This window comes from Clostridium celatum (assembly GCF_021412605.1).
Classification (GTDB): domain Bacteria; phylum Bacillota; class Clostridia; order Clostridiales; family Clostridiaceae; genus Clostridium; species Clostridium celatum.
The window spans coordinates 4,182-17,120 of record NZ_JAJKGM010000053.1 but is presented as its reverse complement, the minus strand read 5'-3'; the positions used below and the strand labels follow the sequence as shown (position 1 = coordinate 17,120).

The 12,939-nt window shown below is 29.4% G+C and carries 9 protein-coding genes and 1 tRNA gene; all 10 read left to right on the top strand.

From position 1 onward, the window contains the following. The first annotated feature begins 364 nt into the window (after positions 1-364). The 10 genes from spoIIE (at position 365) to LPC13_RS15310 (ending at position 12,936) form a co-directional block, all read left to right on the top strand. Entirely contained in the window at positions 365-2,752 is a 2,388-nt protein-coding gene (spoIIE, locus tag LPC13_RS15355; RefSeq protein WP_005214508.1) for a stage II sporulation protein E, read from the top strand. Positions 2,753-2,898: 146 nt separating this feature from the next. Next, positions 2,899-4,293 carry a tRNA lysidine(34) synthetase TilS gene (gene tilS / locus LPC13_RS15350; RefSeq protein WP_005214507.1) on the top strand — a complete coding sequence of 465 codons (1,395 nt, stop codon included), beginning with the start codon at positions 2,899-2,901 and terminating at the stop codon, positions 4,291-4,293. 4 nt (positions 4,294-4,297) lie between these two features. Next, complete coding sequence (hpt, locus tag LPC13_RS15345; protein WP_005214505.1) at positions 4,298-4,837, top strand: hypoxanthine phosphoribosyltransferase; 540 nt, start codon at positions 4,298-4,300, stop codon at positions 4,835-4,837. A gap of 42 nt (positions 4,838-4,879) precedes the next feature. Further along, on the top strand, positions 4,880-6,682 hold the full coding sequence (gene ftsH / locus LPC13_RS15340; protein WP_005214503.1) for an ATP-dependent zinc metalloprotease FtsH: 1,803 nt from the start codon (positions 4,880-4,882) through the stop codon (positions 6,680-6,682). A 258-nt stretch (positions 6,683-6,940) separates the two neighbouring features. Further along, a complete protein-coding gene (locus tag LPC13_RS15335) occupies positions 6,941-8,611 on the top strand; it encodes a formate--tetrahydrofolate ligase (protein WP_005214501.1) in 1,671 nt (556 codons plus the stop codon). Between the two features lie 131 nt (positions 8,612-8,742). Further along, positions 8,743-9,522 (top strand): type III pantothenate kinase, encoded by a 780-nt coding sequence (locus tag LPC13_RS15330; RefSeq protein ID WP_234088981.1) that lies wholly within the window; start codon positions 8,743-8,745, stop codon positions 9,520-9,522. Between the two features lie 5 nt (positions 9,523-9,527). Beyond that, positions 9,528-10,502, top strand: coding sequence for a tRNA dihydrouridine synthase DusB (gene dusB / locus LPC13_RS15325; protein ID WP_005214498.1), 975 nt, complete (start codon positions 9,528-9,530; stop codon positions 10,500-10,502). Between the two features lie 185 nt (positions 10,503-10,687). Next, positions 10,688-11,170 carry a transcription elongation factor GreA gene (gene greA / locus LPC13_RS15320; protein WP_040419806.1) on the top strand — a complete coding sequence of 161 codons (483 nt, stop codon included), beginning with the start codon at positions 10,688-10,690 and terminating at the stop codon, positions 11,168-11,170. A 15-nt stretch (positions 11,171-11,185) separates the two neighbouring features. Next, on the top strand, positions 11,186-12,691 hold the full coding sequence (lysS, locus tag LPC13_RS15315; RefSeq protein WP_234088980.1) for a lysine--tRNA ligase: 1,506 nt from the start codon (positions 11,186-11,188) through the stop codon (positions 12,689-12,691). A gap of 170 nt (positions 12,692-12,861) precedes the next feature. Beyond that, positions 12,862-12,936, top strand: a tRNA-Asn gene (locus LPC13_RS15310). Positions 12,937-12,939: the final 3 nt, after the last annotated feature.

Sequence of the window (12,939 nt, the reverse complement as noted above, 5' to 3'; positions counted from 1 at the left end):
GCCGTGTACCAGACCGGTACGCACGGTGGTGTGAGAGGACGGAAAATAAAATAATTATTTTCCTCCTACTCGATTTAAATAAATATTATATGAAGTAAATTAACTATATATTACATAGTTTTAATTAAAAATAGCGATAGAAAATGAATTTTTACGACAAAAAAATATTTTCTATCGCTTTTTTTATTAAACACAAAAATGGAAATAATAGTAAATAATGAATTGTAGATGAAAAATAAAGATAATTTAATCATAAAAGAAGGATTGGTGTCTTACGAAAAAATAATATAAGGACAGTAAGTGACAAAATAATTTTACATAAAATGGTATTATTTAATAAGAAAAGAGAAGGGCGGGTGGACTTATGCAATATGGAGTTGATATACCTACATATAAAAGAAAAGAAAATAAAAAAAGTAAAAAGAAAACTAATGTTAAAAATATCTCAGTAAAGATAGGTGCAATTATTATTCTAGGTTTTATGCTTAGTAGAGTTGGATTTGGATTCATAGATGGACTATATTTAGCTCCATTTGGATTAGGATATTTAATAAGTGTAATTAAGAAAAGTAATATAAAAGAATCTACAATAGCTTTTTTATCTGTAGCTTTAGGATATTTAAGTCAATACTTAATAAATAGAGACATAATAATATATATATCAATTGCAGCTGCTATTTTAGGTATAAAATATATAAGTAGCTTAACCAAAAAAGAGGTACAGATTAAAAATTGTTTTGCAATTGTAATTGCAATGTTTGTAGGTTTACAATGCCTATTAGGTAATCAAGATATTAGTATAAATATATTTTTTTCATTAGTAAAATCTTTAATTGTAATACCGGTATTCTTTATGATTAATTACGGTGTTAATTGTATGAAAGAAATTAATAGTAATTATTTTTATTCTACTGAGGAATTAATAAGTTTAGCAATATTAGTATGTTTAATTATAACTGGAGTAGGGGAATTTAATATAGCAGGTATTGCTATAAGAGATGTATTGGCATTAGCAGTTATAATAACAGTTGCTTATGCTGCAGGAAGTAATGCTGGAGCTGTTCTTGGGGTTACTATGGGATTAATAATAGGAGTAGGAAATAATGATATAATGATATCAACTACTTTATATGGAATTTGTGGATTGGTTGTTGGGCTCTTTACTGAAACAGGTAAGATATTTTCTATACTGGCATATTTTGTTGTAAGTTTTATTGTAATGACATATTCTAATAATCTTAATTCAACTATGATTATTCAAATAGCAGCATCAGCATTGATAATGGCGTTAATACCTAAAAATGTAATAAAAAAATTGTTATCAGAACTTAATAATGATGAAAAAAGTAAAGTAATTAGTGATGCTCAAATAGAGGGAATTAAATCTGAATTTGTAGATAGGCTAGAAGTGTTAAGAGGTTCATTAGTAGCTATTTCTAGTTCGGTAGAAAATTTATCAGGAAATGAAAAGTTATTATTAAAAAATAAAGGAACGGCATTAGTTGAAAATTTAGCTGATAGAGTTTGTCAAGAGTGTGAAATGAATAGTAAGTGTTGGGGAAGAGAATTGCATACTACATTTAGTCAGTTTGGAGAGCTTATGCAATCATGTGAAAATAAAAATGCATATTTACCAAAAACACTTGATAAAAAATGTGTAAAGAGAAATACTTTATTGAAAAATGCTGAGGAGTTATATTCAACTTATACTGTTAATGAAGCTTTAAAATCAAGATTGATGGAAGCTAGAAGTATTTTAGCAAGCCAAATGTCTAATATGTCTTTTGCTGTTACAAATATATTAAAAGACTTTAATCAAAATGTTGATAGTTGTTTAGAAGTAGATAAACTTTTAAGAAAGACTTTAGCAAAAAATAAGATTAGATATATTAATATATATTCATTTGTTGATACAAATGGAAGACTTAAAATAAAAGTTAAGGTTGATAGTTATGATGGTGAAAATTATTGTAGGAAGCAAATTTTACCTGTAATTAGTAATTTGATTAAAACGCCATTATATATAGGAGAAAAGGGATGTGTAATTGATCCAAGTACAAATGAGTGTTCTGTAATTATAGAAGAAACACCTAAATATCATATTTCTTCATATGTTGCATTTGAAATTAAAGATGGGGAAAAGTATTCAGGAGATAGTTATAGTTTTGGAGATAATAAGTCAGGGCAATATGTAACTATAATAAGTGATGGTATGGGATCAGGACCAGAAGCAGGATTAGAAAGCGGGGCTGCAATAGATTTAATTGAAAGATTTATAGATGGTGGATTTAGTGAAACTACAATGTTAAATACCGTAAATGCAGTTATGGGAATGAAGTTTAGCGAAGATGAAAAATTTACAACTTTAGATATGAATATTATTGATTTATATACTGGAGATGCTAAATTTATTAAGGTTGGTGGATCCATGAGCTTTATAAAACATGGAAATGAAGTTGAAGTAATAAGTAATTCTACATTACCTTTTGGAATAGTAGATACAATAAATGTAACGCCTATAAAAAAGAAGGTTAAACAAGGTGATATAATAATTACAGTAAGTGATGGAATTGTTGATGTAGATAGAGATAATTTGGGAGATTATAATTGGATAGTAGAATATTTAAAGGATGGACCTAACAATCCAGAAGCATTATCACGAGAAATAATAGATAAAGCTAAAAAAATAAGTGGTGGAAGAGTATTAGATGACATGACTATTGTAGTATCTAAATTATATTCTTCATATTAATAAAAGTGCTCAATAGAGCACTTTTATTAATAATAATTGTATTTATTATGCAAAATATAGAAAGTAGTGAGTTATAATATTTACATTGAAAAAATGTAAATGTATTATAAAAGATATAAGAAACGATTTATAGGAGAATATAAAAGGTGTTAAAAAAAGTAGAAGAATACGTTATAGAAAATAAATTAATAAAAGCAAAAGATAAGATTTTGGTTGCACTATCAGGTGGACCAGATTCAGTATGTTTATTACATATTTTATATAAATTAAAAGAAGTATTGGATATTGAAATTGGTGCTATCCATATAAATCATCTTTTAAGAGGTGAAGAATCTGAGGGGGATGAAAGGTACATAAAAGATTTATGCGATAAATTAGGAATAAAATATTATGTAAAAAGAATAGATATAGAATATATTGCTAATAGCACAGGAGTATCTTTAGAGGTTGCAGGTAGAAATGAGAGATATAAAGCTTTTGAAGAAATAAGAAATGAGTATAATTACAATAAAGTAGCAGTAGCTCATAATGCCAATGATCAAGCAGAAACTGTACTTATGAGAATGATGAGAGGAACAGGACTTGAAGGATTAACAGGAATAAAGGCAAAAAGAAAAGATGGAATTATACGACCTATATTATGTTTAAATAGGTATGAAATTGAAAAATATTGTGAAGATAATGAACTCAAACCAAGAATTGATGCCAGTAATTATGAAAGAGTTTATAGTAGAAATAAGGTTAGATTAGATATATTACCATATATGAAAGAGAATTTTAATAAAGACATTATAGAAACTTTAAATAGAATGGTTTTATTATTACAAAAAGACAATGAATTTATAGAAGAATATTCCAAAAAATGTTATGATATATATTGTAGTAAGAAAAATGATGCAATTATTATAAGAAAAGAAATTTTTAAAGATGAACTTGAGGCTATTAATACTAGAGTTGTTAAAATGGCATTCAAGAAAGTTTCTAAATCTGACCAGAACTTTGAAATGAAGCATATATACAAAATTATAGAATTATCTAACGGAGAAACTGGTAAGCAAATTTCACTAACTAATAATATAGTATGTGAAAATATTTATGGGGATGTACTTTTAAGTTTAAAAGATAATAATAAGAAAACATGCAAAGATAAATTTATAAGTATTAATAAGGAAAAAATATCAGATAATATTGAGTTTGAAAATTACATAGTAAAATTTAATGTTATTGATTCGCAAAAAAAAATAGAATTTTCTAAAGATGACTTAATAAAATTTTTTGATTATGATAAGATAAAAAAGGAAATTATTATAAGAAATAGGAGAGATGGAGACAAAATAATTCCACTTGGTATGAATGGAAGTAAAAAAATAAAAGATATATTTATTGATTTGAAAATACCTAGAGAGGAAAGAGGAAATATACCAATAGTATGTTTTGATGACAAAATTGCTTGGGTAGTAGGACTTAAAACCTCTCAAGAATATAAAGTTACTAATAGTACTAAAAAGATATTAAAAATTATGTTTGACAAAAGGGGATAGAAAAATGCTACAAGATATTGAAAGAGTATTGTATAGTGAACAACAGATAAAAGATAAAATTTCAGAATTAGCCAAAAGGATAAGCAATGACTATGAAGGTAAAGAACTTTTAGTGGTTGGAGTACTTAAAGGTTCTGTAATATTTGCAGCTGAATTGATAAAAAATATAACTATACCATGTGAAATTGATTTTATGGCTGTTTCAAGTTATGGAAATTCTTCAGAAACAACAGGTGTTGTTAGAATACTTAAGGATTTAGATCATGAGGCATGTGGAAAAGATATACTTATAGTTGAAGATATTGTAGATAGTGGAGTAACATTAGATTATTTATTAAATTATTTAAGAGCAAGAAAAGCAAATTCTGTAGAAATTGTTTCTCTTTTAACTAAGCCATCTAGAAGAAAAGTTGATATTGATGTTAAATATGTAGGGTTTGAATCGCCTGATGAGTTTTTAGTAGGATATGGACTTGATTATGCAGAAAAATATAGAAATGTACCATTTGTTGGGGTCTTAAAAAGAGAAGTATATGAAAAATAAAAAATGATATAAAATAAGTACTAGAGGAAAGGGGGGCCTTGAATGAAAAAATATTCAAGTGCAACAGTTTGGATAATAGCTTTTGTATTATTATTTTTATCAGCTTCATTTCTTTTAAATGGAAATAAAGCTTCAGATAGAATAGTATTCAGCGATTTCCAACAAAAATGGATAAATGATGAAATTGAGAAAATAAGTGTGCAACCAGATAAGATGCTTATAACTGGTGAAACAAGAGATGATAAAAAATTCACTGTATATGCACCAGACACTATGTTAGAAATGCTTAATAGTGAGTATACAAAAGATGATGTTAGTATTGAATATATACCAGCATCAAATAATAGTTTTTTATTTAGTATAATACCAACGATATTAATTGTTATAATGTTTTTAGTATTTATTTTTTACTTTACTCAACAATCACAAGGTGGTAGCAGTGGAAAAGGTGTTATGAATTTTGGAAAAAGTAGAGCAAAAATGATGTCGCCAGATGCTAAAAGAGTTACCTTTGATGATGTTGCAGGAGCAGATGAAGAAAAAGCTGAACTAGAAGAAATAGTTGACTTTTTAAAATCACCAGCAAGATACACAGAAATGGGTGCAAGAATACCTAAAGGTGTTTTATTAGTTGGTCCTCCGGGAACAGGTAAGACATTACTTGCTAAAGCAATTGCTGGAGAAGCAGGAGTACCTTTCTTTAGTATTTCGGGATCAGATTTTGTTGAAATGTTTGTAGGTGTTGGTGCATCAAGAGTTAGAGATTTGTTCGAGCAAGCAAAGAAAAACTCACCAGCGTTAATATTTATAGATGAAATTGATGCAGTTGGTAGACAAAGAGGTGCAGGTCTTGGCGGAGGTCACGATGAAAGAGAACAAACTCTTAATCAATTACTTGTTGAAATGGATGGATTTGGTGCAAATGAAGGCATAATAATGATAGCAGCAACAAATAGACCAGATATATTAGATCCAGCATTACTTAGACCAGGTAGATTTGATAGACAAATTGTAGTGCAAAGACCAGATAGAAAAGGTAGAGAAGCTGTGCTAGAGGTTCATACAAAGAAGAAACCATTATCACCAAATGTTAGCTTAGAAATTTTAGCGAAGAGAACTCCAGGATTTAGCGGAGCTGATTTAGAAAATCTAGCAAACGAAGCAGCGCTTTTAGCTGTTAGAAAGAATAAAAAAGATATTGGAATGGATGAATTTGAAGAAGCTATAACTAGAGTAATAGCTGGACCTGAGAAAAAGAGTAGAGCAATTAGTGAACACGATAGAAAGCTTACAGCTTATCATGAAGCAGGGCATGCAGTTGTTATGAAATGCTTAAAGCATTCAGACCCAGTCCATGAAATAAGTATTATTCCAAGAGGTATGGCTGGTGGATATACTATGCATTTACCAACGGAAGATAGAGCATATACATCTAAGGAAAAATTACAAGATGAAATGGTAGGTCTTCTTGGTGGAAGAGTTGCTGAAAAGTTAATTTTAGGGGACATAAGCACAGGAGCTAAAAATGATATTGATAGAGCTAGTGCTATAGCTAGAGCTATGGTAATGGAATACGGAATGAGTGATGAAATAGGGACTATCTCATATGGAACTGATAGCAATGAGGTATTCTTAGGAAGAGATCTTGGAAGAGGTAGAAACTTTAGTGAAGAAATTGGAGCTAAAATTGATAAAGAAGTTAAATCATTTATAGAAATTGCATATGATAGAGCTGAAGACCTTCTAAAAACAAATATTAATAAGCTTCACGCTGTTGCTAATGAATTATTAGATAAAGAAAAAATTGATGGAAAAGAATTCGAGATGATTTTTGATGCAAATTAAAATAAAGAGGTAGCCAAAAGGCTACCTTTTTTATTTATATTTCTAGTTATAAAAACTTATATATTACTATCGATATAAATGAACAGTGAATTTAGTTTTACAAATAACGAATTTAAATTAAATAATAGATATAAAAATATGAATATATACGAATATTTAAATTTGAAAAATCAAAAATATTCGATTTATGTTTAAAAAATACATTTCTGGTGATATAATTAGATATATTATTAAATTAGAATTAAGGAGGTTGTCATTATGAAGAGTGATATTCAAATAGCTCAAGAGGCAAAAATGGAGCCTATAGTAAAGATTGCAGAACAATTAAATTTAGGTGAAGATGATATAGAGCTTTATGGCAAATATAAATGTAAAATTTCATTAGATGTTTTAGATAAAAATAAAGACAAAAAAGATGGGAAATTAGTTTTAGTAACAGCGATAAATCCAACACCAGCAGGTGAAGGGAAATCTACAGTTACAGTAGGTCTTGGGCAAGCATTAAATAAAACTGGGAAGAAAGCAGTTATTGCATTAAGAGAACCATCATTAGGACCTGTATTTGGAATAAAAGGTGGAGCAGCAGGTGGTGGATATGCTCAAGTTGTGCCAATGGAAGACATAAATCTTCATTTTACAGGTGATATGCATGCAATTACTACTGCTAACAATTTATTATGTGCAGCAATAGATAATCATATTCATCAAGGCAACACTTTAAAAATAGATTCAAGAAGAATTATATTTAAAAGAGTTATGGATATGAATGATAGAGCGTTAAGAAGTGTAGTAGTTGGAATGGGTGGAAAATTAAATGGTTTCTTAAGAGAAGATGGATTTATGATAACTGTTGCTTCTGAGATAATGGCTATTCTTTGTTTAGCCACTGATTTGAATGATTTAAAAGAAAGAATGGGTAATATTTTAATTGCATATGATTTAGATGGAAATCCAGTCTATGCAAAACAATTAGAAGTTCAAGGTGCTATGGCTTTATTAATGAAAGATGCTGTAAAGCCTAACTTAGTTCAAACACTAGAAAATACTCCAGCTATAATTCATGGAGGACCTTTTGCAAACATAGCTCATGGATGTAACTCTATTTTAGCTACTAAAATGGCATTAAAACTTGGAGATGTTGTTGTAACAGAAGGTGGATTTGGAGCAGACCTTGGAGCAGAAAAGTTTCTAGATATTAAATGTAGATATGGTGATTTGAAACCAAATTGTGTAGTAATTGTTGCTACAATGAGAGCTTTAAAGCATCATGGAGGAGTTAAAAAGGAAGAGTTAAATACTCCTAATGTTGAGGCTTTATCTAAAGGAATAGTTAATTTAGAAAAGCAAATAGAAAATATGCAAAAGTATAATGTACCAGTAGTTGTTGCTATAAATAAATTCTTGACAGATTCAGAGGAAGAAGTAGAATTTATTAAAGATTTCTGTGGAAAATTAGGGGTGAAGGTTGCACTAAGTGATGTATGGGCAAAAGGTGGAGAAGGTGGACTTGAATTAGCTAATATAGTTAATGATGTATTAGAAAATGAAGAGTCAAACTTTGAAGTATTATATGATGAAAAGCAGAGTATTAAGGATAAAGTATTAACTATTGCCAGGGAAATATATGGGGCTAAGAATGTTTTATATACACCAGCAGCAAATAAGCAAATTGCAGAAATCGAAAAATTTAATTTAGACAAATTACCGATTTGTATGGCAAAGACACAATATTCATTATCAGATAATCCATCACTTCTAGGAAGACCAGAAGGATTTGATATAACTGTTAAAGAAGTAAGGGTTTCAAATGGAGCAGGATTTATTGTTGTATTAACTGGTGATATTATGACAATGCCAGGCTTACCTAAAGTTCCAGCAGCTAATAGAATGGATATTCTAGAGAACGGAGAAATAGTAGGATTATTTTAGGTTTTAAAATTTACAACACTTGACAAATAATATGTAATTGTTAAAATTAAAGTATTAGTTTTAATTACTGTACAATATTAAAATAAAGGCAGCTTTAGGGCTGCTTTTAATTATGTTAAGGTGGTGCGTTTATGATTCTACTGGTAGATGTGGGGAATACTAATATAGTTATAGGTGTATATAAAGATAATAACTATATAGCAGGATGGAGACTTTCAACAGATTCAAAAAAAACTTCGGATGAATATGGAATTCAAATGATGCAATTATTCCATCAAAATGATTTAAATCCTAAAGAAGTAGAAGGTATAATAATATCTTCAGTTGTGCCAAATATAATGCATTCTTTAGAAAATATGGTTAAAAAGAATTTTGATATAAATCCTATAATAGTTGGACCTGGGGTAAAAACAGGAATCAATATAAAATATGATAATCCAAAAGAAGTTGGAGCAGATAGAATAGTAAATGCAGTTGCTGCTCATGAGATATATAGAAGAGATGTAGTAATAATAGATTTTGGTACAGCAACTACTTATTGTGCTGTTACAGAAAATGGGAATTACTTGGGAGGATGTATATGCCCAGGAGTAAGAATCTCTTCAGATGCTTTATTTGAAAGAGCTGCAAAGCTACCAAGAGTTGAATTAGAATTACCAAAGAGTATTATATGTAAGAATACGGTTTCAAGTATGCAAGCAGGGATTCTTTATGGATATATAGGGCAAGTTGAGTATATAGTTAATAAAATAAAAAGTGAAATGATTTCTATGGGATTTGAAAAGCCTTATGTTATTGCAACTGGTGGATTAGAAAATCTTATAGCAAAATCTACAGATGTTATAGATAAAGTAGATTCAAGTTTAACATTAGAGGGGTTAAGAATAATTTACGATAAGAATAAGGAGTAAAATTTATGAAAATAGGAAACCTTAATTTCGAAAAAAGTGTTTTCTTAGCACCTATGGCAGGCGTTACAGATATTTCTTTTAGAGGATTATGTAAGGAAATGGGATGTGGACTTGTCTATACTGAAATGGTTAGTGCAAAGGCATTATATTATGGAAGTGAAAACACCCAAGCACTTCTTAGAATAGCAGAAGAAGAAAAGCCAGTAGCTGCTCAAATTTTTGGAAATGATCCCAAAATAATGGCTGAAGTAGTAGAAAAGCATTTTAATCCAATGGATGATGTGTGTATATTAGATATAAATATGGGATGTCCTGCACCAAAGATAACTAAAAATGGTGAGGGATCAGCATTGATGTTAAATCCCAAACTTGCCGGTGAAATAGTTAGCTCTATTAAAAAGGTTTCTAATAAACCAGTTACTGTTAAGTTTAGAAAAGGATATGATGAAAATAATATTAATGCAGTAGAATTTGCAAAGATGATGGAGTATTCAGGAGCAGATGCAATAGCTATACATGGAAGAACTAAAAAACAGATGTATGAAGGTAAGGCAGATTGGGATATAATAGCTAAGGTAAAGAGGTCTGTTGATATTCCAGTTATAGGTAATGGAGATGTATTTACTCCAGAGGATGCTTTAAGAATGAAGGAAATAACTAACTGTGATGCTATAATGATAGCAAGAGGTAGTATGGGAAATCCTTGGTTATTTAATCAAATAGAGAAGACCCTAAAAGGAGAGGAAGTTATTCCAGTTACAGCTGAAGAAAAAATAAATATGTGTATAAGACATTATGAGTTAGCTGTTAAATATGATGGTGAATATAAAGCTGTTAGAGAAATGAGAAAACATGCATCCTGGTATATTAAGGGTCTACCGCAAAGTAGTGAGGTTAGAAATATAATGAATACTCTTACTACTACTAATGAAGTTATTAGTATGTTAGAGAAGTATAAAAAAGAATTAATTAATTTTTAAATTTATAGGAATAAAAAGTTAATTAAAGGAATAATATAATGAAAATTAGATGATTATTAAATAGTTAGTTATTTTGTTGACAGATGAAATAGGCTGATTTATAATATTTAAAATGATTTTAAGATTATTAAACTAAAATGTTCAATAAGATATTGAATATAGTTAAGTTTGAAGGGGAGAAAGATATGAGTCAAACAAAAAAATTCATAATGACTTACGAAGGTGTTAAAAAACTTGAAGAAGAGTTAGAATATTTAAAAACAGTTAAGAGAAAAGAAATTACTGAAAAAATAAAAGTTGCTTTAGGATACGGAGATTTAAGCGAAAACTCTGAATATGATGAAGCTAAAAACGACCAAGCTTTTACAGAAGGAAGAATAATTCAATTAGAAAACATGCTTAAAAATGCTGTTGTAGTTGATGAAAGTGAAATTCCAAAAGATAAGGTTTCAGTTGGATCAATAGTTAAGGTTATGGACTATGATTTTGATGAAGAAGTTGAATATTCAATAGTTGGTTCAGCAGAAGCTGATCCAATGAATTTTAAAATATCAAATGAATCACCAGTAGGTAGTGCATTATTAGGTAAAAAAGTTGGAGATGTAGTTGAAGTTGCAGTTCCAAATGGAGTAAGTAAGTTTGAAGTCTTAGAAATAAGAAGAGACTAATTGGAGGTATAGTGAATGTCAACGGAAGAAATGAATATTCAAGAACTAGAGTCACAATTTAATGAGCAAGAAAGATTAAGAAGAGAGAAACTAGTTCAATTACAACAAGAAGGAAAAGACCCATTTGATGTATATAAAGTTAATAGAACACATAGTTCTCAAGAAGTAAAAGATAACTTTGATACTTTAGAAGGTAAAGAAGTTACTGTTGCAGGTAGAATTATGTCTAAGAGAGGACAAGGAAAAGTTGTTTTCTCAGATATACATGATAGAGATGGAAAGATTCAATTATTCATAAAGATAGATGAAGTTGGAGAAGAAGCTTTAAAGCAATATAAAACTAATGACTTAGGTGATTGGGTTGCATGTACTGGAGAAGTTTTCAAAACTAAAACTGGAGAAATTTCAGTTAAAGCTAAAACTATAGAATTAATATGTAAATCTTTAAAACCACTTCCAGAAAAGTGGCATGGATTAAAAGATCCAGATTTAAGATATAGACAAAGAGAAGTAGATATAATAACTAACCCAGAAGTTAAAACTACTTTTATGAAGAGAAGTCAAATTATAAAAGGAATAAGAGAATTCTTAGATAACAGAGGATTTTTAGAAGTTGAAACTCCAATGCTTGCAACTATTGCTGGAGGAGCTTCTGCTAGACCATTTATAACTCACCACAATACATTAGATTTAGATATGTTCTTAAGAATAGCTCCAGAGTTATACTTAAAGAGATGTATTGTTGCAGGATTTGAAAAAGTTTATGAATTAGGAAGAACTTTCAGAAACGAGGGAATGTCAGTAAGACATAACCCAGAGTTTACTATGATTGAATTATATCAAGCATTTGCAGATTATAATGATATGATGGAATTAACTGAAAATATGGTTGCTGAAGTTTGTAAGAAGGTTAATGGAACTACTAAGGTTACTTACCAAGGTACTGAAATTGACTTTATGCCACCATGGAGAAGAATAACTATGGTTGATGCAGTTAAAGAATATGCTGGAATAGACTTCAACGAAATCAAAACAGATGAAGAAGCTCAGGCTATTGCTAAAGAAAAACACTTAGAATTCCCAAAACCATTAAATACTGTAACTAAAGGTGAAGTATTAAATATGTTATATGAGGAATACTGTGAAGAACACATGATTCAACCAACATTTATTATAGATTATCCAGTTGAAATTTCGCCTCTTACTAAGAAGAAGAGAGGAAATGAAATGTTCACTGAAAGATTTGAGGGATTCGTATTTGGTAGAGAGTTATGTAATGCATACTCTGAATTAAATGATCCAATAGTTCAAAGAGAAAGATTTGCTCAACAAGAAAAGGAAAGAGAACTTGGTGATGATGAAGCTTACATGATAGATGAAGAATTCATGAGCGCATTAGAAACAGGGATGCCACCAACAGGTGGACTTGGAATAGGAATAGATAGATTAATAATGTTCTTAACTGACTCTGCTTCAATAAGAGACGTTATATTATTCCCAACAATGAAACCAATAAACTAGTTAAAAGGCCACCTGAATAGGTGGCTTTTTGTATATGTAAACTAAATATATACTAATTAGATTTAATTTAAAATTTAATTATTAAGTTGATTAATAATAAAAATAAAAAATATATAAAAAAAGTATTGCATTTTACATAAAAACTGTTATAATTAATTATGCAATGACATTCCGCGATAGCTCAATGGTGGAGCACTCGGCTGTTAACCGATAGGCTGGAGGTTCGAGTCCTCTTCGCGGAGCCATTT

What these genes read in the sequence shown, in the direction of transcription:
- spoIIE (WP_005214508.1), top strand. Translation starts at nt 365, where the DNA reads ATGCAATATGGAGTTGATATACCTACATATAAAAGAAAAGAAAATAAA.
- hpt (WP_005214505.1), top strand. Translation starts at nt 4,298, where the DNA reads ATGCTACAAGATATTGAAAGAGTATTGTATAGTGAACAACAGATAAAA.
- ftsH (WP_005214503.1), top strand. Translation starts at nt 4,880, where the DNA reads ATGAAAAAATATTCAAGTGCAACAGTTTGGATAATAGCTTTTGTATTA.
- LPC13_RS15335 (WP_005214501.1), top strand. Translation starts at nt 6,941, where the DNA reads ATGAAGAGTGATATTCAAATAGCTCAAGAGGCAAAAATGGAGCCTATA.
- LPC13_RS15330 (WP_234088981.1), top strand. Translation starts at nt 8,743, where the DNA reads ATGATTCTACTGGTAGATGTGGGGAATACTAATATAGTTATAGGTGTA.
- dusB (WP_005214498.1), top strand. Translation starts at nt 9,528, where the DNA reads ATGAAAATAGGAAACCTTAATTTCGAAAAAAGTGTTTTCTTAGCACCT.
- greA (WP_040419806.1), top strand. Translation starts at nt 10,688, where the DNA reads ATGAGTCAAACAAAAAAATTCATAATGACTTACGAAGGTGTTAAAAAA.
- lysS (WP_234088980.1), top strand. Translation starts at nt 11,186, where the DNA reads ATGTCAACGGAAGAAATGAATATTCAAGAACTAGAGTCACAATTTAAT.